Origin of the sequence: Streptomyces sp. NBC_01352 (assembly GCF_036237295.1) — a bacterium.
Taxonomy (GTDB): domain Bacteria; phylum Actinomycetota; class Actinomycetes; order Streptomycetales; family Streptomycetaceae; genus Streptomyces; species Streptomyces plumbiresistens.
This window is the reverse complement of record NZ_CP108354.1, coordinates 10,287,638-10,312,691: the sequence shown is the minus strand read 5'-3', so window position 1 is coordinate 10,312,691 and position 25,054 is coordinate 10,287,638. Positions and strand designations below refer to the sequence as shown.

The 25,054-nt window shown below is 71.0% G+C and carries 28 protein-coding genes; 15 read left to right on the top strand and 13 right to left on the bottom strand.

The genetic code is table 11. The features are described 5' to 3' along the window. Window positions 1–2 precede the first annotated feature (2 nt). Together OG252_RS47350 and OG252_RS47345 are read right to left on the bottom strand one after the other, a co-directional pair. Complete coding sequence (locus OG252_RS47350) at window positions 3–458, bottom strand: ATP-binding protein (protein WP_266445809.1); 456 nt, start codon at window positions 456–458, stop codon at window positions 3–5. A 168-nt stretch (window positions 459–626) separates the two neighbouring features. Next, the gene (locus tag OG252_RS47345; RefSeq protein ID WP_329344271.1) at window positions 627–1,802 is read right to left on the bottom strand and encodes a DUF6777 domain-containing protein; all 1,176 of its coding nucleotides are present in this window, start codon (window positions 1,800–1,802) and stop codon (window positions 627–629) included. A gap of 161 nt (window positions 1,803–1,963) precedes the next feature. Between OG252_RS47345 and OG252_RS47340 the strand changes: the two genes are divergently transcribed. Both OG252_RS47340 and OG252_RS47335 read left to right on the top strand, forming a co-directional pair. Continuing rightward, complete coding sequence (locus OG252_RS47340) at window positions 1,964–3,244, top strand: streptophobe family protein (RefSeq protein WP_329344269.1); 1,281 nt, start codon at window positions 1,964–1,966, stop codon at window positions 3,242–3,244. A gap of 43 nt (window positions 3,245–3,287) precedes the next feature. Continuing rightward, a complete protein-coding gene (locus tag OG252_RS47335; protein ID WP_329344267.1) occupies window positions 3,288–3,701 on the top strand; it encodes a nuclear transport factor 2 family protein in 414 nt (137 codons plus the stop codon). A gap of 4 nt (window positions 3,702–3,705) precedes the next feature. On the opposite strand, the gene OG252_RS47330 is transcribed toward OG252_RS47335, so the two are convergent. From OG252_RS47330 to OG252_RS47315, 4 genes are read right to left on the bottom strand one after another with little or no spacing between them, the layout of a single operon-like run. Beyond that, a complete protein-coding gene (locus OG252_RS47330; protein ID WP_266445799.1) occupies window positions 3,706–4,683 on the bottom strand; it encodes a serine/threonine-protein kinase in 978 nt (325 codons plus the stop codon). Then, complete coding sequence (locus OG252_RS47325) at window positions 4,673–5,218, bottom strand: hypothetical protein (RefSeq protein ID WP_329344265.1); 546 nt, start codon at window positions 5,216–5,218, stop codon at window positions 4,673–4,675. The genes OG252_RS47330 and OG252_RS47325 overlap by 11 nt, the downstream gene beginning before the upstream one ends. Window positions 5,219–5,226: 8 nt before the next feature. Continuing rightward, window positions 5,227–7,566, bottom strand: a complete 2,340-nt coding sequence (locus tag OG252_RS47320; protein ID WP_329344264.1) for an ABC transporter ATP-binding protein/permease — start codon at window positions 7,564–7,566, stop codon at window positions 5,227–5,229. 46 nt (window positions 7,567–7,612) lie between these two features. Then, window positions 7,613–8,023, bottom strand: a complete 411-nt coding sequence (locus tag OG252_RS47315) for a hypothetical protein (RefSeq protein WP_266445790.1) — start codon at window positions 8,021–8,023, stop codon at window positions 7,613–7,615. Between the two features lie 266 nt (window positions 8,024–8,289). Between OG252_RS47315 and OG252_RS47310 the strand changes: the two genes are divergently transcribed. Together OG252_RS47310 and OG252_RS47305 are read left to right on the top strand one after the other, a co-directional pair. After that, window positions 8,290–8,667 carry a nuclear transport factor 2 family protein gene (locus OG252_RS47310; RefSeq protein WP_266445788.1) on the top strand — a complete coding sequence of 126 codons (378 nt, stop codon included), beginning with the start codon at window positions 8,290–8,292 and terminating at the stop codon, window positions 8,665–8,667. 74 nt (window positions 8,668–8,741) lie between these two features. Then, window positions 8,742–9,029, top strand: coding sequence for a DUF1905 domain-containing protein (locus tag OG252_RS47305; RefSeq protein ID WP_329344261.1), 288 nt, complete (start codon window positions 8,742–8,744; stop codon window positions 9,027–9,029). On the opposite strand, the gene mgrA is transcribed toward OG252_RS47305, so the two are convergent. Continuing rightward, on the bottom strand, window positions 9,019–10,014 hold the full coding sequence (mgrA, locus tag OG252_RS47300; RefSeq protein ID WP_329345388.1) for an L-glyceraldehyde 3-phosphate reductase: 996 nt from the start codon (window positions 10,012–10,014) through the stop codon (window positions 9,019–9,021). The two genes, OG252_RS47305 and mgrA, sit on opposite strands and share 11 nt — an antisense overlap. Window positions 10,015–10,142: 128 nt before the next feature. On the opposite strand from mgrA, the gene OG252_RS47295 reads away from it, so the two are divergent. Together OG252_RS47295 and OG252_RS47290 are read left to right on the top strand one after the other, a co-directional pair. After that, window positions 10,143–11,027, top strand: a complete 885-nt coding sequence (locus OG252_RS47295) for a LysR substrate-binding domain-containing protein (protein WP_329344259.1) — start codon at window positions 10,143–10,145, stop codon at window positions 11,025–11,027. 28 nt (window positions 11,028–11,055) lie between these two features. Next, window positions 11,056–11,571: a mycothiol transferase gene (locus tag OG252_RS47290; RefSeq protein WP_266445779.1), complete on the top strand. Its 516-nt coding sequence runs from the start codon at window positions 11,056–11,058 to the stop codon at window positions 11,569–11,571. On the opposite strand, the gene OG252_RS47285 is transcribed toward OG252_RS47290, so the two are convergent. Together OG252_RS47285 and OG252_RS47280 are read right to left on the bottom strand one after the other, a co-directional pair. Then, on the bottom strand, window positions 11,553–12,623 hold the full coding sequence (locus OG252_RS47285; protein ID WP_329344257.1) for an adenosine deaminase: 1,071 nt from the start codon (window positions 12,621–12,623) through the stop codon (window positions 11,553–11,555). The genes OG252_RS47290 and OG252_RS47285 overlap by 19 nt on opposite strands. Window positions 12,624–12,645: 22 nt before the next feature. Then, window positions 12,646–13,044, bottom strand: coding sequence for a VOC family protein (locus OG252_RS47280; RefSeq protein WP_329344255.1), 399 nt, complete (start codon window positions 13,042–13,044; stop codon window positions 12,646–12,648). Between the two features lie 169 nt (window positions 13,045–13,213). On the opposite strand from OG252_RS47280, the gene OG252_RS47275 reads away from it, so the two are divergent. Next, window positions 13,214–13,921, top strand: a complete 708-nt coding sequence (locus OG252_RS47275) for a dienelactone hydrolase family protein (protein WP_329344253.1) — start codon at window positions 13,214–13,216, stop codon at window positions 13,919–13,921. A 21-nt stretch (window positions 13,922–13,942) separates the two neighbouring features. Here OG252_RS47275 and OG252_RS47270 read toward each other — a convergent pair whose 3' ends face one another. Next, window positions 13,943–14,593: a maltokinase N-terminal cap-like domain-containing protein gene (locus OG252_RS47270; protein WP_329344251.1), complete on the bottom strand. Its 651-nt coding sequence runs from the start codon at window positions 14,591–14,593 to the stop codon at window positions 13,943–13,945. A 154-nt stretch (window positions 14,594–14,747) separates the two neighbouring features. On the opposite strand from OG252_RS47270, the gene OG252_RS47265 reads away from it, so the two are divergent. After that, window positions 14,748–15,206 carry a pyridoxamine 5'-phosphate oxidase family protein gene (locus OG252_RS47265; RefSeq protein WP_329344249.1) on the top strand — a complete coding sequence of 153 codons (459 nt, stop codon included), beginning with the start codon at window positions 14,748–14,750 and terminating at the stop codon, window positions 15,204–15,206. A 5-nt stretch (window positions 15,207–15,211) separates the two neighbouring features. Here the strand turns inward: OG252_RS47265 and OG252_RS47260 are convergent, their stop codons facing one another. Both OG252_RS47260 and OG252_RS47255 read right to left on the bottom strand, forming a co-directional pair. After that, window positions 15,212–16,120, bottom strand: a complete 909-nt coding sequence (locus tag OG252_RS47260) for an aldo/keto reductase (RefSeq protein ID WP_266445763.1) — start codon at window positions 16,118–16,120, stop codon at window positions 15,212–15,214. A 64-nt stretch (window positions 16,121–16,184) separates the two neighbouring features. After that, a complete protein-coding gene (locus OG252_RS47255) occupies window positions 16,185–17,066 on the bottom strand; it encodes a glycoside hydrolase family 19 protein (RefSeq protein WP_329344247.1) in 882 nt (293 codons plus the stop codon). Window positions 17,067–17,294: 228 nt separating this feature from the next. Here OG252_RS47255 and OG252_RS47250 point away from each other — a divergent pair, with 228 nt between their 5' ends. Continuing rightward, complete coding sequence (locus OG252_RS47250; RefSeq protein WP_329344245.1) at window positions 17,295–18,158, top strand: class I SAM-dependent methyltransferase; 864 nt, start codon at window positions 17,295–17,297, stop codon at window positions 18,156–18,158. A gap of 21 nt (window positions 18,159–18,179) precedes the next feature. Here the strand turns inward: OG252_RS47250 and OG252_RS47245 are convergent, their stop codons facing one another. Continuing rightward, entirely contained in the window at window positions 18,180–18,626 is a 447-nt protein-coding gene (locus OG252_RS47245) for a MarR family winged helix-turn-helix transcriptional regulator (RefSeq protein ID WP_266445754.1), read from the bottom strand. Between the two features lie 172 nt (window positions 18,627–18,798). Between OG252_RS47245 and OG252_RS47240 the strand changes: the two genes are divergently transcribed. The 6 genes from OG252_RS47240 to urtE all read left to right on the top strand — a co-directional run bounded on the left by OG252_RS47240 (window position 18,799) and on the right by urtE (window position 25,017). Then, window positions 18,799–19,911: a substrate-binding domain-containing protein gene (locus tag OG252_RS47240; protein WP_329344242.1), complete on the top strand. Its 1,113-nt coding sequence runs from the start codon at window positions 18,799–18,801 to the stop codon at window positions 19,909–19,911. A 314-nt stretch (window positions 19,912–20,225) separates the two neighbouring features. Further along, complete coding sequence (gene urtA, locus OG252_RS47235) at window positions 20,226–21,482, top strand: urea ABC transporter substrate-binding protein (protein ID WP_266445748.1); 1,257 nt, start codon at window positions 20,226–20,228, stop codon at window positions 21,480–21,482. A 70-nt stretch (window positions 21,483–21,552) separates the two neighbouring features. Beyond that, complete coding sequence (gene urtB, locus OG252_RS47230) at window positions 21,553–22,449, top strand: urea ABC transporter permease subunit UrtB (protein WP_266445745.1); 897 nt, start codon at window positions 21,553–21,555, stop codon at window positions 22,447–22,449. After that, window positions 22,446–23,540, top strand: coding sequence for an urea ABC transporter permease subunit UrtC (gene urtC, locus OG252_RS47225; protein WP_266445743.1), 1,095 nt, complete (start codon window positions 22,446–22,448; stop codon window positions 23,538–23,540). The genes urtB and urtC overlap by 4 nt, the downstream gene beginning before the upstream one ends. Then, entirely contained in the window at window positions 23,537–24,325 is a 789-nt protein-coding gene (gene urtD / locus OG252_RS47220; protein ID WP_266445741.1) for an urea ABC transporter ATP-binding protein UrtD, read from the top strand. Before urtC ends, urtD begins: the two co-directional genes overlap by 4 nt. Then, window positions 24,325–25,017: an urea ABC transporter ATP-binding subunit UrtE gene (gene urtE / locus OG252_RS47215; protein ID WP_266445738.1), complete on the top strand. Its 693-nt coding sequence runs from the start codon at window positions 24,325–24,327 to the stop codon at window positions 25,015–25,017. The genes urtD and urtE overlap by 1 nt, the downstream gene beginning before the upstream one ends. The last annotated feature ends 37 nt before the right edge of the window (window positions 25,018–25,054 follow it).

The window sequence follows — 25,054 nt, the reverse complement described above, 5'->3', positions numbered from 1 at the left end:
CGTCACTCGGTACCCAGGTCCACGACGGCGCGTACGCGTTTGCCGACCGGCACCCGTTCGACGGCGAGGTCGGTCGCGAGCACGTGGACTATCTCCAGGCCGTGCCGGCCGACGCGTTCGGGATCCTTGGGGAAACGCCGGGGCAGCGCGGCGCTGCTGTCGTAGACGATCACCGCCACCGCCACGTCCGTGCCTTCCAGCTCCAGGATGTACGGCCCGTTGCTGTGCCGGTCGGCGTTGGTGACCAGTTCGCTCACCACGAGGAGCACCGCGTCCTCGGCCCGGCTCTCGACCTCGGCGCACCACTCGGTCCTGAGCTGCTCGAGGAAGCCCGCGGCGAAGGACCTCGCCTCGGCTATGCAACCAGGTTCGCCCGTGTAGTGCGCCGCCCGCCGTAGCGGTTCCACGGGCACGTCGAAACCAGTCGGTACCACTGCCCCGTCCAGATGCTCGATCATGCGTTTCTCTCTCGGAAGCCGGACTGGCCGGACGCTGCTGCACCAGTGCTCGTACCCCGAGCCGCGCTCCGCAGTCCCCCAGTCCCCGTGACGGCGCTTACGCCCTCGTCGAACAACCCGGACGGGTCACAGCGCCGGGGAGGTCGTAGCCGGTCCGAGAGACGTGGGCTATGTCGTCGTGTCGGACGTCAGCGGGGGCTGCGGCGGCGAGGACTCGGGCGGCGGCGGCTCGGTCGTGTCCGGATCGAGAGTGGGCGGCTCGGAGCTCGAGGACGGCGAGGACGGGGCGGTCGACGTCGAAGTCGAAGTCGACGGGCAGGGAGTCTCATCACCGGTGGGCGTCCGCGTGCTGCCGGCGGAGAGGGAGACGCACGGCGGCGGGGAGCCGGTCGTCGGGGACGTCGGCGTGGACGCGCTCACGGACGGAGTGGGGTGGCGCGCCGGCGGGTCCGCCTTCTTGTCCTTCTCCCCGGTGTCGCCGCGGTGCCGGGCGAACCAGTCGCCGCGGTCGGGGTCGTAGACCACGAAGGTGTTGACGACCTGCGCCGAGGGGGCGACCACGACCACGTTCGAGGGCTGGTACGACGGCCAGGAGTCGCCGGTGCGGCGGAGCGTGGTCTGCTGGGCGACGGGCGGGGTGAGCGGGTTGCCGCAGGCGCAGCGGACCCGGGGCACTCCGTGGCCGTCGACGAGGACGGCGGTGCCGGACTGCAGGACGGCCTGGTAGCTGGTGGCGGCGCCGTCGCGGTAGCCGTGGTTGGTGACGCGGGTGTCCATGCGCAGTTGCAGGGGCGTGAGCGAGCGGAGGTAGGCCGGGACCTCGGCCGGGTCGACGCCGGCGACGGAGGCGAACGCCCGGTTCTTCTCCGGGGCCCCCTTCAGGGCGGTGATCTGCTTCTCCACGTCGCAGCTGGCGACCTTCCGGGTGCCGCCGTAGAGGCCGGGTGCCCCGCCGTCGACGCCGCGCACCGCGCCCGCGGGGGCCGACTCGGTGGTCGGGGAGGCCGAGAGCGGCGGGGCGGAGCTGTCCGTCGCCGTGGACTCGGTGAAGGGGTCGGGGCCGGACTTGCCGGCGGCCTGGAGGAAGACCTCGCCGCCCTTGGCCGAGCCGCCGCCGTCGGACCGGGTGAAGACGACGGTGAGGACCACGGCGGCCACGACCAGGGCGGCGAGGATCGCGACCCGCGGGACCGACCGCCACCAGGGGCGGCCCGGTTCCGGCGCGTGGGCTCCGCCGCTGCCCGGGGGCTGTGAGGGCGGGCCCGAGGGCGGCTGGGAGGGACCCGACAGCGGGCCGGAGGGAGGTCCTGTGGGACGGCCGGAGGACGGCGGTTCGACACTCACGAGCTCTTCTCCCCGACGAGGATTTCCAGCGGATTCATCAGGTTTTCGCAGCTTGTTTCCGCAACATCCCCATTGTGCGCTCCGATCCCGTACCTCCCGCAAGCCGACGCGGACGGCCCTCCCGGCAGGCGCGTCCCCCGGGCGCTGCTTAGCGTGGCAGGGTGAGTCTCCGAACCCGCTCCGACCAGGCAGTCCTCGCCCGCCACGGCTGGCTGCAGGCGGTGGCCACGGTCCTGGGCGCGCTGATCGCCATGGCGGTGGTCGCGGCGCTGGGGCTGTGGGCGGCCGGTGCGGCGGACCTTCCGGACAACGCGTTCCCCCGGGTCGTGGCGGCGACCGTCGTCACGGCCGTCGGCGGCACGATCGAGCTGTCGGGGAACGCCGGCGGGCTCGCCGACACGAACGCTGGGCTCACCGTGATCCCCCTGTCGGTCACGCTCGTCGGGGCGCTGGTGCTCGGCGCGGGCTTTCTGCGGCCGCTGCGGCACCGGGCGGTCACGGGTGCCGGGGAACTGGCCGGGTGGGCGGCGCGGATCGCCGTACTGTGGCTGCTCGCCCTTCTGGGGCTGGCTCTGGCGGCCCGCCAGACGTTCCAGCTCTCCCTCGGGGAGGGCACGCTGAGCGATCTCGGCGAGCTGTTCGGCGTGTCGCCGGAGGTCGGTTTCACCACGGACGTGATCCCGACCCTGTTCTTCGGTCTGCTGTGGCTGGCGGGAGTGCTATTGGTGACCCTGGCGGTCTCGCGCGGGGCGCCGCTGCCGGCCCGGCTGCTGCGGTTCCAGGCCTCGGTGCGGCCGGCCGCGTACGCCATGGTCGCCCTGCTGCTCGCGTACGTCGTCCTCGGCGTCCTCATCGCCCTCGTCGTCGCGGCGACGCGGGGCCAGGCGGCTGAGACGCTCGCGGTGATCCTGCTCGGCATGCCCAACCTGATGTGGCTCACCCTCACGATCGGCCTCGGCGCCACCTGGAACGGACGGGTGGAAGGGCCCTTCGGGCTGCCCATGCCGCGCGTCCTCGACGAGGTGCTGCGCTCCTCGGACACCGCCACCCTCAATCTGAGCACGCTCGCCGAGCAGGACGGCAGGGTGTGGTGGCTCCTCGTCGTGAACGCCGTGCTGCTGCTGGCCGCCGCCTTCGTCATGGCGGCCCGCTCACCGGCCCGGATGCGCGCCTGGCAGCACGCCGTGCACATGGCGGTCGCCCTCGCGCTCACGGTGCTCATGATCTGCCTCGTCGGCCGCATCTCCGCGCACTACGGTCTGTCCGTCCTCGGCATCGGCGACCTGGGCGGCGACTTGGGCGGAGACCTGTTCCTGAAGCCCGAGCTGTGGTCGGCGGTCGGCCTGGCCCTGCTGTGGGGGCTGGTCACCGGGTTCCTGGGCGCGCTGCTGGCCAGGCCGGTACGGCGGCGGGGCGCGGCCGGAAACGGGTGGAAGCGGTGAGGCCGGGCGTGGGAGTGTGCGTTCAGCCGAAGAAGGGCAGGACATGGAACTGGCACTCGAAGACCGCCTGGCCGTCACCGAGTTGATCAGCCTGTACGGGCACCTGGTCGACGCCGGGGAACTGGACCGCTGGGCCGAGGTCTTCACGCCGGACGTCGTCTACGACGTGTCGGACTTCGGCCAGGGCCGGCTGACCGGGCTCGCCGCCCTCACCGGGGCGGCCCTGGCCCAGGGCGCGGGGAATCCCGTCGCGCACCACATCACCAACGTGGTGATCGAGGAGGTGACCGACGAACGGGTGCGGGCCCGGTCCAAGGGGCTCGGTGTCATGGCGGACGGCTCGTGCGGGTCCGCGACGTACGTGGACACCGTGGTGCGGGTCGGCGACGGCTGGCGCATCTCCCACCGCAGAGTGCTGGCGCGGCGCGTACCGCTGAACGGTCTGGGCCAGGGCTGAGCGCCTACCTCTGCGGGAAGACCGGCTCGGCCCACCGGGGCGGCGGTTTCGGCCGGTCGTGTACCGGTTCCACGACGTCCCTGGCGACCTCGGTCGGCGGGTGGCCGGCCGCCGGGGCGCCGCGCAGAGCCGCGACGAAGGCGAGGCAGGAGTCGTAGCGGTCGTCGGGGCTCTTGGCCAGGGCCTTGGCGAACACGGTGTCGAGGTACGGGGCGAGGTCGGAGCGGGACTCGGTCAACGGGGGCGGTTCGTCGTACTGGTGGGCCCACAGCAGGGCCATGTCGTCGTCGCGGCGGAAGGGCGGGCGGCCCGCGAGGGTCTCGTAGACGACGCAGGCGAAGCCGTAGACGTCGCAGCGACCGTCGACGGGGCGGCCGGAGATCTGCTCGGGGGCGACGTAGTCGAGCGTGCCGACGAACTGGCCGACCGTGGTGAAGCCGGTCAGGGACAGGGACTTCTTCGTCAGGCCGAAGTCGGTGAGATAGACGTGCTCGGGGTGGTCGGTGTCGGTGCCGCGGGCCACCAGGATGTTGCCGGGTTTGACGTCGCGGTGGACCAGGCCGTGCTCGTGGGCCGCGTCCAGCGCGGACCCGACCTGGGCGGCGATACGGACCGCGGTCGCCAGCGGCAGGGGGCCGTCGCGGTCCAGGAGGTGGCGCAGGTCGCTGCCGGGGACGTAGCGCATGGCGATGTACAGGACGCCGTCCGTCTCGCCCGCCTCGAAGACCGGCACGATGTTCGGGTGGTCGATCGCGGCGGCGACATGGGATTCGTGGGTGAAACGGCGGCGGAAGGTGTCGTTGCGGGCGAGTTCGGGGGCGAGCAGCTTGAGGGCGACGGTCCGGTCCAGGCGCAGGTCCCGGGCGCGGTAGACGACGGCCATGCCGCCGCGGCCGATCTCGTGCTCGATGCGGTAGCTCGCGACCTGCTTGCCGACCAGCTCGGAGGGCCGGCCGGAGAAGAGGCTCGCCTCACGCGCCATCGGGCGTCACGACCTGGGTCGGGGCGTGCCCGGGGTCCGCGGCGGTGGCGCGGGGCCCCTCGTCCGTGACGTAGGTGCTCAGCCGCGCCCCGTCCGCGTAGGCCCACCTGCCCTGTTCGGCGTCGTACAGCCACATCGACTCCCCGTCCACGACGACACCGAGCCGCAGTCCCCGCGTCCGCATGCGGAAGGCCTCGCCCGCCAGGCCGCCGGCCGCCAGTTCCTCGACCGCGGCCCGGTAGCGGGCCAGTGTCTGTTCGGCGCGGGTGAGCAGGGGGCGGGGGTCGGCGGTGCCGGTGAGGGGGCCGTCGGCGAGCGGTGGGTCCTGGGGTACGGCGACCAGGTGGCGGCCGTCGACCCAGGCGGACCAGCCGTTGGCGCACAGGACGTGACCCCAGTCGCCGCGTCGCTCGACGAGCTGGACCGGCAGCAGCGCGTCGAGGGGCACGGTGGGGCGGGCGGGGTCGGGGGCCTCCCAGGCGGGCATCCCGTTCTGGGGGACGACGTGGGTGGGCCGGAAGCCGACGGTCGTCATCGCGGCCCCTACTTCCGCATCACGGCGGGTTCGTGCCGGCGCAGCAGCCGGGAGACGACGTACCCGAAGACCGCCGAGAGCACGATCAGCATGGCCACGTTCAGGAGCCACACCCCGGCCGAGTGCTCGAAGAGCGGATCGCCGGTGAGCTCGCCGGGCACGATCCGGGCCAGACCGACGGTGCCGGCCATCGCGCCGAGCGCCCACCGCGAGGGCACCAGCCACGCCAGCTGTTCCAGGCCGGGTACACCGTCGAGCTTCAACAGGGCGCCGCAGAAGACCACTTGGACGATGGCGAGCAGCACGAGCAGCGGCATCGTCACCTCTTCCTTGCGCACCATGGCGGAGACCAGCAGGCCGAGCATCATCGCGGTGAACGCCAGCAGGGCGACGGCGACGGTGATTTCGGCAAGGGGCGGCATCAACACGCCTTGGCCGCCGGGTGCGTTGAGGTCGACGCCGAGCAGGGCGACCAGGGTCAGTACCACGGCCTGCAGCACGGTGATCGTGCCGAGGACGACGACCTTGGACATCAGGTACGCCGATCTGGACAGACCGACCGCCCGTTCGCGCTGGTAGATCACGCGTTCCTTGACGAGTTCGCGTACGGCGTTGGCCGCGCCGGTGAGGACTCCGCCGACGCACAGGATCAGCAGGGCGTTCATCGCCGTTTCCTGGGTCAGCTTGCTGCCGGCCAGGGCCCGGCCCATGGCGCCCATCACGAACGGCAGCGCGATCATGATGGCGAGGAAGGTGCGGTCGGCGCTGAGGGCGGCCGCGTACCGGCGCACCAGGGTGCCGAGCTGGGCGCCTCGGCTGCGGGGCCTGGCCGGGGGTGTGATGAGGACGGGGCCCTCGCGAGGCCGCCGGGGCTGTGCGGTGGCGTCCAGGACGTACTGGCGCTGGGACAGCGAGGTGCGGAACTCCTCCGCCCAGTCGCGCTCGCGGTCCCGTTCGAAGGCCTCGAAGGCCTCCGGCCATTCGGCGAAGCCGAAGAAGAGGAGGGCGTCCTCGGGCGGGCCGTAGTAGGCGATCTTCCCGCCGGGCGCGAGCACGAGGAGGCGGTCGCAGACGTCGAGGCTGAGGACGCTGTGGGTGACGACGATGACGGTGCGGCCGTCGTCGGCGAGGCCGCGCAGCATGTGCATCACCGAGCGGTCCATACCGGGGTCCAGGCCCGAGGTCGGCTCGTCGAGGAAGAGGAGGGACGGCTTGGTCAGCAGTTCCAGGGCCACGCTGACCCGCTTGCGCTGGCCGCCCGAGAGGCTGTGCACGGGCTGGCCCGCCCGCTCCTGAAGCCCGAGCTCCCGGATGACCTCGTCGACCCTGGCCCGGCGCTCGGCCTTGGCGGTGTCCTGCGGGAAGCGCAGTTCGGCGGCGTAGGACAGGGCGCTGCGGACGGTCAGCTGGGCGTGCAGGATGTCGTCCTGCGGGACGAGGCCGATGCGCTGGCGCAGCTCGGCGTAGTCGCGGTAGAGGTCGCGGCCGTCGTAGAGGACGGTGCCGTGGTCGGCGGGGCGCTGGCCGGTCAGGGCGTTGAGGAGCGTGGACTTGCCCGCTCCGCTCGGGCCGACGACCGCGAGCAGGCACTTCTCCCCGACCGGGAACGACACGTGGTCGAGCAGGGTCTTCCGGCCGCGGTCGACGGCGACGGTGAGGTCCTGCACGTCGAGGGAGACCTCGCCGGTGTCGACGTACTCCTGCAGCTGGTCGCCGACCAGGCTGAACGCCGAGTGGCCGATGCCGACGATGTCGCCGGGTCGGACGAGGGCGCGGGTGATGGACAGGCCGTTGAGGAACGTACCGTTGTGGCTGCCCAGGTCGACGATCTCGTACGTCTCGTTCGGCAGGGCGCGCAGCTCGGCGTGCCGGCGGGAGACGACCAGGTCGTCGATGACCAGGTCGTTGTCCTCGGCGCGGCCGATGCGCACGGTGCGGGTGGGCAGCGGCCGTACGCTGGTCGGCTGCCGGAAGGTGCCGGTCAGCGCGGGCTTCGAGACCGCGGACGGGCGCTCCGGTGCCGGGGGCGGCAGGCCGGCCAGGACGGCGCTCGGGCCGTCGGCGGGGCTGCCGAAGCGGATGACGCTGCCGGGGCCGACATCCCACTCGTGGACGCGGCGGCCGTCGGCGTAGGTGCCGTTCGTGCTGTTCTCGTCCTCGAGGGTCCAGTGGTCGGCCTCGGGACGCAGTACCGCGTGGTGCCAGGAGACCCGGGCGTCGTCGATGACGATGTCGCACAGGGGATCGCGACCGACGTGGTAGTCGTGGCCCGGACTCATCACCGTGGAGCCGGTCTCGGTCTCCACCACGAGTTCGGGCGCCGTCGGTGCCACCGGCCGTTGCGCCATACCGGAATTCTACCGATTAGTACCGGTCTGCGCCCGGCGTCGCCGGTCAGGCCACGGGCGTGAACAGGGTCGAGGCGGTCCGCTGCATGCGCAGGGCGTCCACGGACTCCGCCAGCAGTTCGTACTCGGTGGTGTCGTCGCTGGCGGCGATCCTCACCAGCCGCCCCGCGGCCAACTCGTCGGCGACCAGCGCCTGTTGGTCCGGGTCCCCGGACCAGGACCGGAGCACGGCGGGCACGTCGAGCACCGTGTCCGCCACCGGGACGAGCGCGCCCGCCGGTAAGTGCTCGGACTCCGGCTGGGGATCGAGGCGGTCGGCGATCCAGGCGGCACGGTCGCGCAGCCACCACAGGGCGAGGGCGAGGGTGGGAGCCCGGTAGGTCCCGAGCGGCACGCCGATGCGCCGCCCGCCGCAAGTGCCGTACCCCGTGACATGGCACAGGAATTCGTCGTGCACGATCCACTCCCCCGCTACTTCGCTAGCCTGTCGGCCGGGCCTCGCTTTCCATGCGGCTCATGTGCTGTGTGTGACGGGTGCTTCGCTGGATGTGAAGCCCTAACAGTCGAGTATGTTCACTACTGAAACACTGTCACCACGACTTTTTGGCCAGTCTCCTGGCATATTCACGGCTCTTCCTGGCCGAAAAATGACGAGTACATGGTGACGCCGTCATTACCTGAGGGGTAATCGACCTCCGGGCGCGATCCGGGCAGGGTTCCGGTATGAACTCAGACCGCTACGAGAATGCCGTCACCCGCTACTTCGAGGCCTGGAACGCCCGGGAGACCGAGGCGCGGGCCAAAGCGGTCGCCGCCGCCTGGACCGCGGACGGCGGCTACACCGACCCGTTCAGCGAGGCGGGCGGTCATGAACAGATCGCCGCTGTCATCGCCGGGACCCACGAGCAGTTCCCGGGCTTCGCCTTCCGGCTCGCCGGCGCGGTGGACGGGCATCACGACACGGCGCGCTTCTCCTGGGAACTGGTGAGCGAGACGGACGGCTCGGCGCCCGTGGCCGGCTCCGACGTGATCGTCCTGGACGCGGACGGCCGGATCAAGGCCGTGCTCGGCTTCCTCGACCGGGTGCCCGCCGGGGCGTGAGGGACCGGTCCGCGATGAGTTTCTCCGCTCCCGGCGGTCTCTTGAGGAGAAGACCACCAGGAGCGGAGAACGTCATGGGTACGACCGGAAAACTGGACACGGAATTCACCGCCGTCCTGCGCAGGAGTCCGCAGGAGGGCGGCTGGACCTACCTGATCTGGCCCGACTCCGTCGCCTTCTTCGGTACCCGAGGGCTGGTCAAGGTGCGGGGCACGATCGACGGGCACCCCTTCCGCAGCTCCTTCATGGCCCTGGGCGACGGCACGCACAAGCTGCCCGTGAAGGCCGAGGTGCGCAAGGCGATCGGGAAGGAGGAGGGCGACACCGTGACCGTGCGGCTCGAGGAGCGGATTACGGCTTGATCACCGCGTCGATCCGGGCCAGTTCGTCCGCGTCGAAGTCCAGGTTCGCGAGGGCGCCGACGCTGTCCTCCAGCTGCTGCGGGCTGCTCGCGCCGACCAGGGCGGAGGTCACCCGGCCGCCGCGCAGCACCCAGGCCAGCGCCAGCTGGGCGAGGCTCTGACCGCGGGACTTGGCGATGTCGTCGAGGGCGCGCAGCCGCCCCACCAGGTCCTCGGTGACCGCGTCCGAGTTCAGGAACGGGCTGTCGCTCGCCGCCCGCGAGTCCTCGGGGATGCCGTCGAGGTAGCGGCCGGTCAGCAGGCCCTGCTCGAGCGGGGAGAACACGATGGAGCCGACCTGGAGCTCGTCCAGCGCGTCCAGGAGGCCCTCGTCCTCGGGACGACGGTCGAGCATCGAGTAGCGCGGCTGGTGGATCAGCAGCGGGGTGCCCAGCTCGCCCAGGATGCGGGCGGCCTCGCGGGTCTGCTCCGCGGAGTAGTTGGAGATGCCGACGTAGAGCGCCTTGCCCTGCTGGACCGCCGAGTGCAGGGCGCCCATCGTCTCCTCCATGGGAGTCTCCGGGTCCGGGCGGTGCGAGTAGAAGATGTCGACGTAGTCCAGGCCCATCCGCTTCAGGCTCTGGTCGAGCGAGGACAGCACGTACTTGCGCGAACCCCATTCACCGTACGGACCGGGCCACATCAGGTAGCCGGCCTTGGTGGAGATGACCAGCTCGTCGCGGTACGCGGCGAAGTCGTCCTTCAGTGCCTCGCCGAACGCGGACTCGGCGGCGCCGGGGGGCGGGCCGTAGTTGTTGGCCAGGTCGAAGTGGGTGACGCCGAGGTCGAAGGCGCGGCGCAGGATGGCCCGCTGCGTCTCGACCGTGCGGTCCGCCGGGCCGAAGTTGTGCCACAGGCCGAGCGACAGCGCGGGAAGCTTCAGTCCGCTGCGGCCGGTCCGCCGGTAGGGCATGTCGGCGTAGCGGTCGGGGTGTGCGGTGTACAACGCGACTCCAGAGGGGTTGGGCACGGTGGAACCAGGTTCCCTGAGAACCGCTGCCCACTCTTTCGCGACCTGGGGTCAGTGGTCCAACAGAAGAATCCGATGGAATTCAGCGGATAAGCTTCTCAATCATGGAACTACGCCATCTTCAGCACTTCGTGGCGGTCGCCGAGGACCAGCATTTCACCCGGGCCGCCGAACGGCTGCTGGTGTCGCAGTCCGGTCTGTCCGCCTCCATCCGCGCACTGGAGCGGGAGCTGCAGACCCCGCTGTTCGTCCGCACGACCCGGCGGGTGACGCTCACCGAGGCCGGGCGGGCGCTGCTCGGCGAGGCCGAGCGGATCCTGGCGCAGGTGCGGTCGGCACACGAGGCCGTCGCGGCCGTACAGGGCGTTCTGCGTGGCACCCTGGCGCTGGGCACCGAGCAGTGCATCGCGGGCGTGCACGTGGCGCGGCTGCTGGCCGCGTTCCGGCGGCTGCATCCGGACGTGGAGATCCGGCTGCGGCAGGCGGGGGCGGGGGCGCTCGCCGAGGAGGTCGCGGCCGGCCGCCTCGACCTCGCTTTCGCGGTCCGTACGCACGCGGACTCCGACCAGCTGCGTTCCGTACCGCTGACCAGCGAGCCGATGACCGTGCTGTGCCATCCCAGCCACCGGCTCGCGACCGCCGGCGCGGCGGTCACGCCGGAGGAGCTCGGCGGCGAGATCTTCGTCGACTTCCACCCGGACTGGGGACCGCGCCGGATCACCGACGCCGCGTTCGCCGCGGCGGGCGTCAGGCGGACGGTCGCGCTGGAGGTGAACGACGTGCACAGCCTCCTCGACCTGGTGGACGAGAACCTCGGCATCGCCGTCGTACCGCGGCACTTCCGGCACAAGCGGGGGACCCTCACCGCCCTCCCGCTCAAGGGCACCGGCGAGGCGGTGTACGAGACGGTCGCGCTGCTGCCGCCCCCGCAGGCGGCCAGCCCGGCGGCACGGGCGCTGATGACGCTTCTGGAGACAGAGGGCGCGTGACGGACGCGGATGCGCGATGGTGGAGCGTATGCATGCCAAGGACATCCTCATCGACGCGTACAGCCGCATCCAGGAAGAAGTCCATGCCGCCGTGGAGGGCCTCGGGCCCGACGACCTCCACGCCCGCCCCGGCGCCGACGCCAACTCCGTCGCCTGGCTGGTCTGGCACCTCACCCGGGTCCAGGACGACCATGTGGCCGACGCCTCCGGGCTCGACCAGGTCTGGTTGTCACAGGGCTGGGAGAAGCGCTTCGGACTCGACCTGCCGCGCCTGGACACCGGCTACGGCCACAGTTCGGCGAAGGTCGCCAAGGTGCGGGTCGACTCCGCCGACCTGCTGACCGGGTACTACGACGCCGTCCACGAGCAGACCCTCGGGTACGTGCGCGGGCTGGCCGCCAAGGACTTCGAGCGCATCGTGGACGAGCGCTGGGATCCGCCGGTCACCCTGGGCGTACGGCTGGTCAGCGTCCTGTCCGACGATCTCGAGCACGTCGGACAGGCCGCCTATGTCCGCGGGCTGCTTCAGAGCGCGGCCGCGTAGCCCGGCAGGACGACGTCCTCGATGAGGGCCTCGCGCTCGTCGAACGGGATGAACGCGCTCTTGAGGGCGTTCACCGTGACCGTGCGCAGGTCCTCGGCCGTCCAGCCGGCCTCCTGGACCAGCAGGGACATCTCTCGGGTCATGGTCGTGCCCGACACCAGACGGTTGTCGGTGTTGAGGGTGACCCGGAAGCCGAGGTCCTTCAGCTCGGTGATCGGGTGCTCGGCGACCGAGGTGGCCGCGCCGGTCTGGAGGTTCGACGTCGGGCACATCTCCAGGGCGATACGGCGATCGCGCACCCAGCCCGCGAGACGGCCGAGCTTGCCGTCCACGATGTCGTCGGTGATGCGGACGCCGTGGCCGATGCGCTGGGCGCCGCACACCTGCAGCGCCTGGTGGATGCTGGGCAGACCGTGCGCCTCACCGGCGTGGATGGTGAACGGGACGCTCTCCCGGCGCAGGTGCTCGAAGGCGGCCAGGTGGTCGGCGGGCGGGAAGCCGTCCTCGGCGCCGGCGATGTCGAACCCGACGACGCCCGCGTCGCGGAAGGCGACGGCCAGGTCGGCGGCCTCCCGGACGCGGTCGAACATCCGCATGCCGCACAGCAGGGTGCCGACCCGCACCGGGGTGCCCGCGGCCGCCGCCTTCGCCATGCCTGCCGCGATGCCCTCCTGAACGGTCTCGACGACCTCGGGCAGCGCCAGCCCGCCGTTGACCAGCAGCTCGGGGGCGTAACGCACCTCGCCGTAGACGACGCCGTCCGCGGCGAGGTCGAGGACGTACTCCTCGGCGGTGCGCAGCAGACCCTCGCGGGACTGCATGACAGCCAGGGTGTGCTCGAAGGTGGCTATGTAGCGGACCAGGTCACCGGAGTTGGCGGCCTCGAAGTACCAGGCGGCCAGGGCGTCCGGGTCGGTGGTCGGCAGGGTGTGACCGACCGCGTCCGCGAGCTCCACCACGGTGGCGGCGCGCAGGCCGCCGTCGAGGTGGTCGTGCAGCACGGCCTTGGGCAGCCGGCGGAGGGTGTCGGTGTCGATGCGGGGCGCGGTCATGTGCGGTGTGTCTTTCTCGGGCTCAGGCGGTGATGGTGGGCTGGAGCAGGTCCCAGCGGTTTCCGTACAGGTCCTGGAAGACGGCGACCGAGCCGTACGGCTCGTGGCGCGGGGCCTCCAGGAAGGTCACGCCGGCGGCGACCATGCGGGCGTGGTCGCGGGCGAAGTCGTCGGTGTGCAGGAAGAAGCCGACGCGCCCGCCGGTCTGGTCGCCGACGCGGCCGCGCTGGCCCTCGTCCTTGGCGCGGGCCAGCAGCAGATCGGTGCCGTCCTGATGAGCACCCGGCCGTACGACGACCCAGCGGGAGCCGTCGGGGCGCGGGGTGTCCTCGACGAGCCGGAAGCCGAGCGCCTCGGTGTAGAAGCGGAGCGCCTCGTCGTAGTCGTCGACGACGAGGGTGACCAGGGCGATGCGTCTCATCGGGGCCTTTCGGGCGGGGTGATTGACGCGAGAGGTTATACGTAAAACTTCTTCTGCGCCAGTCAGTAGGGAGGGGGCGTCGATGCGGCCCGGTCGGTGCGTGACAGGCTGGAGATCACGTCGGGGGCTGCCGCCCCCACCACGTACTGCCGCACAGGAGTCGAGTGCCATGACCGAACTGCCGAAGTCGACCGGTGCCCCGGCCCGTCAGAACGTCACGTTCCCCAGTGGCGGGACCACCGCGCACGGCTATCTGGCACTGCCGCCGTCCGGGCGCGGACCCGGCGTCATCGTCATCCAGGAGTGGTGGGGTCTGACCGACCACATCGCCGACATAGCCGACCGGCTCGCGCGGGAGGGTTTCGTGGCCCTCGCCCCCGATCTCTACGGCGGCAACGTGGCCCACGAGAGCCAGGAGGCCCTGCGGATGATGCAGGCCCTCCCGGTGTCGCGCGGTGTCGAGCTGCTGTCCGGCGCCGTCGACCATCTGCTGTCGCTGCCCGAGGTCACCTCCGACACGGTCGGCGCGGTCGGCTTCTGCATGGGCGGCGGCTTCGTGCTGTACCTGGCCGCGGCCGATCCTCGGGTGAGCGCCGCCGTGCCGTTCTACGGCGTGATCCAGGGCGAGCTGCCCGACTTCACGGGGCTCAAGGCGAAGGTGCTCGGGCACTTCGGCGAACTCGACCAGAGCATCCCGGCCCAGACCGTCGACCGGCTGGCCGAGGCCATCCGGCAGCAGTCGGGGGTGACCCCCGACTTCCGCCGCTACCCGGCCGACCACGCCTTCTTCAACGACGGCCGCCCGGTCTACCACGCCGAGTCGGCGGACCACGCCTGGCGGAGCACCGTGCCGTTCCTGCACGAGCAGTTGGGCTGAACCGCTCCTGACCGAACCGCTCTACGGGTGCAGGACGGCGAACAGTCCCTGTGCGCGTGCCCCGTCCGGCGTGGTCCACGGGGCGGCGACGTGTCCGGTCGCGCCCTGCGGCGGGAGGGGCGCGTCGTCCGGGGCGGGGCGCAGGACCCGGTGCAGGCGGAGCGTCGCGCCCTCCGACAGGGACAGTTCGGTGCCCTCCTCGGTGTCGGTGACGGTGAGCGCGGCCGCAGGGGCGGGGACCGCGCCCGCGGAGGAGCGGATGACGTCCGGGTCGGGCGTGTCGTTGATGCTCTGGGCCTGGGCCTGCGCGCGGCCCTCGATCAGGGCGAGCAACTCGGCGACCAGCACCGGGTCGTGGCAGCCGTCGTAGGCCCACCGCTCCCCCAGCACCCCGTGCTCCATGGTGCCCACGAGGGCGTCCTCCGCCCCGTCGAGCGGGGCGCCGCGATAGGTGAGCGGCACCAGGTAGGTGGCCGGGTGGGCGCCGGACGTGTCGGTGACCACCATGAACTCGATGCCGACCTCGCCCTCCGGATCGTCGAGGCGGAATCCGCCGGCCTTGGTCAGCTCCGGTTCGCCGGGACCGCCGGAGTACCAGGGGCGGGTGGGCAGCCAGGCGGTGAGCAGTTCGAGCTTGGTCGGCTTGAGGGTGGTGCGGTGGATGACGGCCATGCCGAAGGTTCTCTTTCCGTCGATCGGATGCGGGCCTCCACACTCTGCCACCGGCGGGCGGCACCGGGCGGACGGTCACCCGACGAGATCCGGAAAGCGGGCCTAGGTCTTAGGCCCGAGGCGGCGAGAGGTGCGGGCGGGTAGCGTCCCCGGCATGAAGATCACCGAGCCGCCCCGCACCACCGAGCAGCGCAAGCGTGACGTACTGGCCCGTCTGGAACGGGAGTTGGACGTGTGGGTGGCGTCGGCGGGCTCCGACGGGCTGCCGTGTCTGGTCGCGCTGTGGTTCGTCTGGGACGGCGAGGCCGTCTGGGTGTCGACACGGCTCACCAATCCCACCGGGCGCAATCTCCGCGACGGCGGCCGGGCCCGGCTGGCGTTCGGCGACACCCAGGATGTCGTCCTTCTCGACGGGAAGGTGCGGACGTTCGAGGGGCGGGACGTGCCGGGCTCGGCCGCCGACGCGTTCGCGGCGAAGACGGGCTGGGATCCGCGCGCGGACAGCGCGTCGTACGCGTTCTTCCGCATCCTGCCGTACGCCGTGCAGGCCTGGCACGGGGAGCACGAGTTGCGCGGGCGGCATCTGATGCGCGACGGCGTGTGGGTTGCCTGAGCCGGTCAACCGGCCTTCTGGTGCAGCGCGTTGAGCGTGGCCAGCTCTTCGTCGGTGAGGCGGATCGCGCCCGCGGCCACGTTCTCGGCGAGGTGGTCCGGGTTGCCGGTGCCCGGGATGGCCAGCACGTGCGGGCCTTGGTGCAGGGTCCAGGCGATTCTGACCTGGGCGGGGGTCGCGTCGTGGGCCCGGGCGACGGCGAGCACCGCGTCCTCGTGGTGGGTGGTCGCGCCCATGGGACCGGCGTCGCCCGCGACGGCGAAGAACGGCACGAAGGCGATGCCCTGTTCGCCGCACAGCCGCAGGACCTCGTCGGTGGCGGGGTCGTGGGAGTCGAGTCCGAACCGGTTCTGCACGCACACCACCGGCGCGACGGCCTGCGCCTCGACCAGGTGCCGGGGCTCGATGCCGGAGATGCCGAGGTGTCGGATCAGGCCCTCCGCGCGCAGGTCGGCGAGGGCACCGAAGTGCTCGGCGATCGAATCCTGCCCGGTGCGGCGGAGGTTGACGACGTCGAGGTGGTCGCGGCCGAGCTGGCGCAGGTTCTCCTCGACGTGGCCGCGCAGTTCGTCGGGGCGGGGGGCCGAGGTGCTCCACTCCCCCGAGTAGTCGCGGAACGGACCGACCTTGGTGACCACGACCAAGTCGTCGGCGTACGGCGACAGCGCGCTGTTGACGAGTTCGTTGGCGGAGCGCAGGGCGGAGAAGTAGAAGGCGGCCGTGTCGATGTGGTTCACACCGAGCTCGACCGCCTTGCGCAGAACGGCGATCGAGCGTTCCCGGTCGCTGGGCGTCCCGTGGTGGAAGGCGGCGCTGCCCGTCAACCGCATCGTGCCGAAGCCGATGCGGTTGACGGTGAGGTCGCCGAGTTTCCAGGTGCCCGCGGCGTCCGCGGCGATCGTTTCGGAGGTCATCGGCGGAGTCTGGCATACGGGCGGTACACCGCCGTATGCGCTTTACGAACTCCTGTACGGCACCTCAGCAGTACAGATTGCCGCCCGGCGACACCCCGAGGATCTGGGTGAACTGCTGGTACTTGGTCACCCGGCTCTGCACCTGCGCCGGGTTCTTGCCGTCGCACTCCAGGGAACCGTTGATGCTGCGGATCGTCTGGCCGAAGCCGGCGCTGTTGACCATGGCGTTGTGCGGGGTCATGGTGCCGGGGCCGCGCTGGGTGTTCCAGTACCACAGGGCCGTCTTCCAGGCGACGGCCGCGTCGTTCTGCACCAGCCAGGGGTTGCCCAGCAGGTCTATGCCCAGGGCGTCGCCCGCGGCCTTGTAGTTGAAGTTCCAGCTGAGCTGGATCGGGCCGCGCCCGTAGTAGGCGGCCTGCCCGGCCGGACACCCGTAGGGCTGGCTCCAGTCGCAGTAGTGCGGGTAGTTGGCGGTGTTCTGCTCGACCACGTGCACCAACCCGCCCGTCTCGTGGCTGACGTTGGCGAGGAAGGCGGCCGCCTCCTGCTTCTTCACCGTGTCACTGCCGGTGTTGGAGAAGCCGGGATAGGCGCTGAGGGCGGCGGTCAGGCCCCGGTAGGTGTAGAACGGGTTCCGGCTCGGGAACATCTGGTTGAACTGGGCCTCGCTCACCACGAAGGTGGCGACGGAGCCGCTGTCGCAGGCGTACGGCTCCCAGTACCAGGTGCTGATGGTCGGGTCGTAGCCCGGGTTGTCGTGTTCGGCGATGTAGGCCTTGCCGTCGGTGTACCGCACGACGTTGCCGGTGACGTACGACTTTCCCGCCACCCAGCTCGGATAGCTCGAGCAGGCGGCGGCGGACGCGGGCGAGGCCGGCAGCAGGACCGGCACGGCGCCGCCGAGGACGAGAGCGGCGACCACGGCGGAGATACGGCGTCTCGACACAGGATCAACTCCTTTGCGGAGCACGGCCGCACCCGGACAAGGGCAGGGCGGAGCCGGGCCTTGAGCGCACGTGCCGGTCGGCCCGGCACGGCGTGGGCGCGGCCGTGGTGGGGGGTGGTGGCAGCACACTCAACTCCTTTGGTCTGTACCAGTCAAGGGTGTAGACCAGTCAACTCACGTGGGCGCGGGGAATGGCGGGTCGGGACCTCGGTCGGAGAAGGTGAGGAGATGAGCGAGCAGCAGGTCGACGTGTGGGCCGCCGGCGATGCCTACGAGCGGTACATGGGCCGGTGGAGCCGGCTGGTCGCGGCCCGGTTCGTGTCCTGGCTCGGCTGCGAGGCCGGTCTGCGGTGGCTGGACGTGGGCTGCGGCTCGGGGGCGTTGACCCAGGCGGTGGCCGACCGCTGCCACCCCCGGACGCTGCTGGGGTTGGAGCCCTCCCCCGGGTTCGTGGCCACGGCCCGGGCTTCCGTCTCCGCACCGGCGCGCTTCGCCCGGGCGGACGCACAGTCGCTGCCGGTGCCCGACGCCGTGTTCGACGTGGCCGTCAGCGGGCTCGTCCTGAACTTCCTGCCCGATCCGGGCAGCGCGGTGGCCGAGGCGGCCCGGGCGGTGCGGCCGGGCGGGCTGGCCGCCGCGTATGTGTGGGACTACGCCGAAGGCATGGGGTTTCTGCGCCGCTTCTGGGATGCCGCGATCGCGGTGGATCCGTCGGCCGGGACGCTGGACGAGGGTGGCCGGTTCCCGCTGTGCGGCCCGGAGCCGCTGCGGGAGCTGTGGAGTGGGGCAGGGCTGGTGGAGACGGCCGTCGCCTCGATCGAGGTCCCGACCCGCTTCGCCGGGTTCGCCGACCTGTGGGAGCCGTTCCTGGCGGGCCAGGGCCCGGCTCCCGGTTACGTGGCAGCGCTGTCACCGGACATGCGCGCCCGGCTGCGGGAGACCCTGCGGGAGGCGGTGCCGACCGGCCCGGACGGAACGATCGAGCTCGAGGCCCGCGCCTGGGCGGTCCGCGGTCGCAGGCCCGCCGCCGGCCCGGAAACAGCCGGCCCGGACCTTCACCTACGCACGGGCCCGGAACCTTCACCTGCGTAGGTGATGCGTGACAGGCGGCGATCAGCGGGCAGACTCCGCCGACGCCCCGTCGAGCGTGTCGACGAGCCGCTCCAGCAGGCCGCGCAGCAGTTCGTCGTCGCCGTCGTTCATGACCGGCCAGCGCTCGCGGACCTCGCGGCTGATGCGCCGCCAGTAGCTCTGGCCGCGCGGGGTGAGGTGGGCGAGGATGCGACGGCGGTCCAGGGGGTCCACCCGCCGGTAGACGAGGTTCTGGTCGACGAGGTGGTCGACCAGCTTGGTGAGCGTCGGCGGCGGCAGGAACACCGCTTCGGCCACCGCCGTCATGTAGTGGCCCTCGCCGTCGGCGAGCAGGGCCAGCACCCGCCAGGAATCGAGCGAGCAGCCGTCCTCGTCGAGGACGGTCTGAAGCCTCCGCGCGGCCAGTCGTTCGGCCCGCGTCAACAGCTGCATCAGATCCTGGGGCTGGCGCGGAGGTGGGGTGGGCATCCTTCTCCTCGGTCCCGGGGTCCCGTCATCGTACAAGTGCCGCTCCCCCAAAGGGCCGCGCGCTTCCCTCGCTTCTCTCCGCCCCCTCGCCCCCCACCGACCCCAGAGACCCTCACCGACCGGTCCACGAGACGGGCTGGAGTTCACCGGGCCGACCCGGAATCATGACCGCATGCTCGAGCTCGATCCCCACCCGCTCGACTGGTTCACAGTCGACGACTCAGCGATCAGCGTGGCACTGGTGTTCCCGATGCAGGGAGCGGCGGGGATCTTCGGGCCGGCCTGTGAACTGTGCGCGCGGCTGGCCGCGGAGGAGATCAACCACGCGGGCGGGGTGCTCGGCAAGGAACTGCGGCTGCTGCCGGTCGACGGCGGCGCCGAGCCGCGGGAGATCGCCGACCGGGTCGAGGCCCTGGTGGAGCTCGGCGTCGTCCAGGGCGTCACCGGCTGGCACATCTCCTCGGTACGCCAGGCGCTGGCCCCGCGGATCGCGCACCGTGTGCCGTACGTCTACACCGCGCTGTACGAGGGCGGCGAGCACACCACGGGCGTCTTCCTGACCAGCGAGACACCCGACGACCAACTCCGCCCCGCGATGCGCCTGTTGGCGGGTGAGCGCAGGGTGCGGCGCTGGTTCGTGGTCGGCAACGACTATGTGTGGCCGCGTCGCACCGCGCGGGCCGCCCGCGCCTACGCGCGGGAGTCCGGTGGCGATATCTGCGGGCAGGCCTATCTCCCGCTGGGCACCCATGAGTTCGACGCGGTGCTGCGCCGCATCGAGGAGTCTCGGGCGGATGCCGTCCTGATGCTCCTGGTGGGCAGTGACGCGGTGCGCTTCAACCGAGCGTTCGCCGCCGCCGGGCTCGACCAGTGCTGTCCGAGGCTGAGCACGCTCATGGACGAGAACATGCTGATGGCCAGCGGCCCCACGGCCACGGCGGACCTCTACAGCACCGCCGGGTTCTTCGCCTCGCTGGCGAACCAGGACACCCTCGACTTCCACGGCCAGTACGCCGGGCGGTTCGGCGTCGAGGCGCCGGCCGCGGGCAGCCTCGGCGAATCCTGTTACGAGGGCGTGCTGTTGCTCGCCGCGCTCATCGCCCGCGCCCGGACGCTGGACGTGGCGGCGATCGGCGCGGCGGCCGACTCCGTGTCCTACGAGGGACCGCGGGGACTGCTGCGGCTGCGGGGCAGCCATGTGCGACAGCGGATCTACCTCGCCCGGGCGGACGGCGTGGACTTCGACGTCCTCACCCAGCTCGACCTCGACCCCGCCCGCCCTTGACATGTACCTATCCCACCGAGATACTTCACGCAGGAAGTAATTAGAATGCCTCGGGCGACGTGTGAATTCCGGTGAGGAATGCGGCCCGAGGTTTTTTTGTGTCCCGTTCCGTTTCCTGCGGAGAGCCGGAAGATACAGCCGGGTAAGTCACGTGAAACGCAACGGCAACAGGCTGACTTGAGGCTGTGGACCGCACTTCAGGGAACCAGCCGGTACGCCACCAGGGGAAAGCTGGACACTCGCGTCACCACCGCGACTGAAGGGCTGCTGATTCCTTCCCTTTCAGTTGTCCTCCCCGGGACAAGGAGGTTCTTTTGTCCAGCGTTCCCAGCATTCACCGGCGTCGGCTTCTGGCCGGTACCGCGGCGCTCGCCGCCGTCGTGGCACTCTCCGCGTGCGGCGCGAAGACCGACGCGGCAGGCTCGTCCGACAAGGCCGCGAAGATCGACACCAGCGGCGACACGGTCAAGGTCGGCCTGCTCAACTCGCTCTCCGGCACCATGGCGATCAGCGAGGTGACCGTACGCAATTCGCTCCAGCTCGCCATCGCGGAGATCAACGCCAAGGGCGGTGTCCTCGGCAAGAAGATCAAGCCGATCAGCGAGGACGGCGCCTCCGACTGGCCGACGTTCGCGGAGAAGGCCACCAAGCTGATCAAGGAGGACGGCGTCGCGGCCACCTTCGGCTGCTGGACCTCCGCCAGTCGCAAGGCCGTCAAGCCGGTGTTCGAGAAGAACAAGTCGCTGCTCTTCTACCCCGTGCAGTACGAGGGCCTGGAGCAGTCGCCGTACATCTTCTACACGGGCGCCACGACGAACCAGCAGATCATCCCCGCCCTCGACTACCTCAAGAGCCAGGGCAAGAAGAAGCTCTACCTGGTCGGCAGCGACTACGTCTTCCCGCGGACCGCCAACAAGGAGATCACGGCGTACGCGAAGGCCAACGGCATGACGATCCTCGGCGAGGACTACGCGCCGCTGGGCTCCACGGAGTTCAGCACGATCGCCAACAAGGTGAAGGCGTCGAAGGCGGACGCCGTCTTCAACACCCTCAACGGCGACTCGAACGTGGCCTTCTTCAAGGAGTACAAGTCCGCCGGCCTGAGCGCCGCGACCATGCCGGTCGTCTCCGTGTCGATCGCCGAGGAAGAGGTCAAGTCGATCGGAACGCAGTACCTGGAAGGGCAGTTGACGGCCTGGAACTACTACCAGACCACCCCGGGCGCCGCCAACACCACGTTCGTGAAGGCGTACAAGGCCAAGTACGGCGCGGACAAGCCGACCAGTGACCCGATGGAGGCCGCGTACACCTCGGTCTACCTGTGGAAGGCGATGGTCGAGAAGGCGAAGTCCTTCGACCCGGAGAAGGTGAAGGCCGCCTCCGACGGCATCACCTTCGACGCGCCCGAGGGCCTGGTCACCGTGGACGGTGCCTCGCAGCACATCTACAAGACCGCCCGGATCGGCAAGGTCGGCAGCGACGGTCTGATCGAGCAGGTGTGGGACTCCGGAAAGCCCATCAAGCCGGACCCGTTCCTCAAGGGCTACCCCTGGGCCGCCGGCCTGTCCTGACCGCTCGTCACGCGGGGGCTCCGCACGCCGGGGCCCCCGCACCCGCCCGCACCCTCCCGGGAGCCGCCGAATGACCGTGATCCTCGGTCAGACCTTCACCGGCATCAGCATCGGTGCCGTCCTGCTGCTCATCGCGCTCGGCCTCTCGCTCACCTTCGGCCAGATGAACGTCATCAACATGGCCCACGGCGAGTTCATCATGGCCGGCGCCTACACCACGTACGTCCTTCAGAAGTCCATTTCCAGCGCGGGAATTTCACTTCTTCTCGCGCTGCCCATCGCCTTTCTCGTCTCCGGCGCCCTGGGCGCGCTGCTCGAATGGCTCTTGATACGACGCCTGTATCTGCGGCCGCTTGACACGCTTCTCGTCACCTGGGGCGTCTCGTTGATGCTCCAGCAACTCGCCCGGGACATTTTCGGTGCGCCGAATGTGCAGACCCGGGCGCCCGACTGGCTCACCGGTAACATCACGGTGATCGGCGGCGACGATCCGCTCACCTTCGCCAACAGCCGGCTGTTCATCCTGAGTCTGGCCGTCGCGGCGGTGGTCGCGCTGTCGCTGACGCTGCGACTGACGCCGCTGGGCCGCCGGGTGCGGGCCGTGGTGCAGAACCGGGACCTCGCCGAGGTGTCGGGCATCTCCACGAGCCGGGTCGACCGCACCGCGTTCTTCCTCGGGTCCGGGCTCGCGGGCGTCGCCGGGGTGGCACTGACGCTGGTCGGTCCGATCGGGCCGACGATGGGCACCAACATCATCATCGACGCCTTCCTGGTGATCGTGGTCGGCGGCATCGGGCAGCTCAAGGGCACGGTCATCGTCGCCTTCGTGCTGGGCGCGCTCCAGTCGGTCCTCGAGTACTCCACCACTGTGAGTGTCGCCAAGGTCCTGGTGCTCGTCGCCATCGTCGCGTTCCTCCAGTGGCGGCCCCAGGGGCTGTACACGCTGCGCACGAGGAGTCTCGTATGAACCTGCTGAAAGGCCGTTCGGCGCGGGCCGCGGCAGGCTTCGCGGCTGCCGCCGTCGTGCTGTTCGCCGTCGCCCCGCTCATGCTGTCCGACTTCCGGCTCGGGCTGCTCGCCAAGTACCTGTGCACCGCGATGGTCGCCGTCGGCATCTGCCTGGCCTGGGGCCGCGGTGGACTCCTGACGCTCGGCCAGGGTGTGTTCTTCGGGCTCGGCGGTTACGCCATGGCGATGCACCTGAAGATCGCCGACGCCGGGCCCGGCAACCTCCCCGACTTCATGCAGCTGTACGGCACCGCCACCGAACTGCCCTGGTGGTGGCAGCCGTTCGCGAACCCGCTGTTCGCGATCGCCGCGACCGTGCTGCTGCCGATGACGGTCGCCGCGCTGCTCGGCCTGTTCATCTTCCGGCGCCGGGTCAAGGGCGCCTACTTCGCGATCCTCAGCCAGGCACTCGCCGCCGCGTTCGCGATCTGGCTGATCGGCCAGCAGGCCACGACCGGCGGCACCAACGGACTCACCGACATCCAGGGCTTCTTCGGCTACTCCCTCGACGACCCGGTCAACCAGCGGATGGTGTACTTCGTCATCGCCGCCGTCCTGCTGCTCCTGATCGCCCTGGCGCGTCAGCTGATCCAGAGCCGATACGGCGAACTCCTGGTCGCCGTACGGGACTCGGAGGAGCGGGTGCGCTTCCTCGGCTACGACCCGGCCAACGTCAAGCTGGTCGCGTACGTCGTCGCCGCGGGCATGGCGGGCCTCGCGGGCGCCCTGTTCGTGCCGGCGGTCGGCATCATCTCGCCCGCGCTGATCGGCATCGTGCCGTCCATCGAGTTCGTCATCGGCGCCGCCGTGGGCGGCCGGGCGAGCCTGGCCGGCGCGGTGCTCGGCGCGGTCGCCGTCGCCTGGGCCAAGACGGCCCTGTCGGAGGAGTTCCCGGCGGCCTGGACGTACTTCCAGGGTCTGTTGTTCATCGTCGCCCTGGCGTTCCTGCCCGGCGGTCTGGCCTCGCTGGCGGTGTACGTCCGGAGGCGCAGGGCCCCGAAGGCGCCCGAGCAGAAGGCGCCCGTCGTACCGGTGGGAGAAGCGGCATGAGTGAGCTCTCGGGTCTCGAGATACGGCAACTGCGGGTGTCCTTCGACGGGTTCACCGCCGTCGACGGGGTGGACCTCGACGTCCGCCCGGGCGATCTGCGCTTCCTCATCGGGCCGAACGGCGCGGGCAAGACCACCCTGGTCGACGCGGTCACCGGGCTGGTGCGGGCGACGGGCTCGGTGCGCTTCGGCGAGGAGGAGCTGCTCGGGCGGAGCGTGCACAGGATCGCCCGGTCCGGGATCGGCCGTACCTTCCAGACGGCCACCGTCTTCGAGGAGTTGACGGTCCTTCAGAACCTGGACATCGCGGCGGGCGCGGGCCGGAGCATGTGGACCATGCTGCGGCGTCGCAAGGACGTCCCGGAACCGGTCGCCGACGCGCTGGAGACGGTCGGGCTCACCGAACTCGCCGACTCCCTCGCCGGGACGCTCGCGCACGGTCAGAAGCAGTGGCTGGAGATCGGCATGCTGCTCGTGCAGGACGTACGGCTGCTGCTGCTCGACGAGCCGGTCGCCGGCATGAGCCATGACGAGCGCCAGGCGACCGGCGAGCTGCTCCAGCGGATCAGCGAGGAGCGGACCGTGGTGGTCATCGAGCACGACATGGACTTCATGCGGTCCTTCGCGCGCAGCGTCAGCGTGCTGCACGCGGGCAAGGTGCTCAGCGAGGGCACGGTGGCCGAGGTCCAGGCCGATCCGAAGGTGCAGGAGGTGTACCTCGGGCACGCGGCCAACGCGGCGGCCGCCGAGGACGCCTCGGACACCGCGGTCGTACAGGAGGCGTGATGCTGCAGATCGAAGACGTCCGGGTCGGCTACCACCGCAGCAGCGTCCTGCACGGGGTCACCGTCGAGGTGCCGAAGGACGGCGTGTCCGCGGTGCTCGGGCACAACGGCGCCGGCAAGAGCACGCTGCTGCGCGCCGCCGTCGGACTGCTCACGCCGAGCAGCGGCACGGTCCGCCTCGACGGCGAGGACATCACCCGGCGCAAGCCGCACGAGCGGGTGGCGCGCGGAATGGCGTACGTCCCGCAGGGCCAGCAGGCGTTCCCGCACCTGACCACCGCGGAGAACCTCCAGCTCGTCGCGGACGGCCGCAAGCGCGGCAAGGCGGCGATCGGCGAGGCACTGGACCTGTTCCCGGCGCTGCGGACCCTGTCCCACCGCCGGGCGGGCCTGCTCTCCGGCGGGCAGCGGCAGCAACTCGCCATCGCCCGGGCCCTGGTGACGGAGCCTCGGATCCTGCTCCTGGACGAGCCGACCGAGGGCATCCAGCCGACGGTGGTCGCCGAGATCGAGGAGACGATCCTGGCCCTGGCCGCCCGCGGCGGGCTCTCGGTGCTCCTGGTCGAGCAGCACGTGGGCTTCGCGATGCGGGCGGCGCAGCGGTACTACGTCCTGGAGGCCGGCCGGGTCACCTCCTCCGGCGAGGGCGGCCAGGATGCCGAGCGGTCCGTTCGTGAGGCGCTGAGCGTGTGATGCGGCGGCGGTGTCGTGTGGCGGCGGGCCGCCGGAC

Coding starts and splice junctions, on each gene's coding strand:
- OG252_RS47270 (WP_329344251.1), bottom strand. CDS start 14,593: ATGGCCGTCATCCACCGCACCACCCTCAAGCCGACCAAGCTCGAACTG.
- OG252_RS47245 (WP_266445754.1), bottom strand. CDS start 18,626: ATGCCCACCCCACCTCCGCGCCAGCCCCAGGATCTGATGCAGCTGTTG.
- OG252_RS47335 (WP_329344267.1), top strand. CDS start 3,288: ATGGAACTGGCACTCGAAGACCGCCTGGCCGTCACCGAGTTGATCAGC.
- OG252_RS47280 (WP_329344255.1), bottom strand. CDS start 13,044: ATGAGACGCATCGCCCTGGTCACCCTCGTCGTCGACGACTACGACGAG.
- OG252_RS47320 (WP_329344264.1), bottom strand. CDS start 7,566: ATGGCGCAACGGCCGGTGGCACCGACGGCGCCCGAACTCGTGGTGGAG.
- OG252_RS47260 (WP_266445763.1), bottom strand. CDS start 16,120: ATGACCTCCGAAACGATCGCCGCGGACGCCGCGGGCACCTGGAAACTC.
- OG252_RS47250 (WP_329344245.1), top strand. CDS start 17,295: ATGAGCGAGCAGCAGGTCGACGTGTGGGCCGCCGGCGATGCCTACGAG.
- urtB (WP_266445745.1), top strand. CDS start 21,553: ATGACCGTGATCCTCGGTCAGACCTTCACCGGCATCAGCATCGGTGCC.
- OG252_RS47290 (WP_266445779.1), top strand. CDS start 11,056: ATGCATGCCAAGGACATCCTCATCGACGCGTACAGCCGCATCCAGGAA.
- OG252_RS47295 (WP_329344259.1), top strand. CDS start 10,143: ATGGAACTACGCCATCTTCAGCACTTCGTGGCGGTCGCCGAGGACCAG.
- urtD (WP_266445741.1), top strand. CDS start 23,537: ATGAGTGAGCTCTCGGGTCTCGAGATACGGCAACTGCGGGTGTCCTTC.
- OG252_RS47275 (WP_329344253.1), top strand. CDS start 13,214: ATGACCGAACTGCCGAAGTCGACCGGTGCCCCGGCCCGTCAGAACGTC.
- OG252_RS47265 (WP_329344249.1), top strand. CDS start 14,748: ATGAAGATCACCGAGCCGCCCCGCACCACCGAGCAGCGCAAGCGTGAC.
- OG252_RS47325 (WP_329344265.1), bottom strand. CDS start 5,218: ATGACGACCGTCGGCTTCCGGCCCACCCACGTCGTCCCCCAGAACGGG.
- urtE (WP_266445738.1), top strand. CDS start 24,325: ATGCTGCAGATCGAAGACGTCCGGGTCGGCTACCACCGCAGCAGCGTC.
- OG252_RS47285 (WP_329344257.1), bottom strand. CDS start 12,623: ATGACCGCGCCCCGCATCGACACCGACACCCTCCGCCGGCTGCCCAAG.
- OG252_RS47310 (WP_266445788.1), top strand. CDS start 8,290: ATGAACTCAGACCGCTACGAGAATGCCGTCACCCGCTACTTCGAGGCC.
- OG252_RS47330 (WP_266445799.1), bottom strand. CDS start 4,683: ATGGCGCGTGAGGCGAGCCTCTTCTCCGGCCGGCCCTCCGAGCTGGTC.
- urtC (WP_266445743.1), top strand. CDS start 22,446: ATGAACCTGCTGAAAGGCCGTTCGGCGCGGGCCGCGGCAGGCTTCGCG.
- OG252_RS47305 (WP_329344261.1), top strand. CDS start 8,742: ATGGGTACGACCGGAAAACTGGACACGGAATTCACCGCCGTCCTGCGC.
- OG252_RS47350 (WP_266445809.1), bottom strand. CDS start 458: ATGATCGAGCATCTGGACGGGGCAGTGGTACCGACTGGTTTCGACGTG.
- OG252_RS47240 (WP_329344242.1), top strand. CDS start 18,799: ATGCTCGAGCTCGATCCCCACCCGCTCGACTGGTTCACAGTCGACGAC.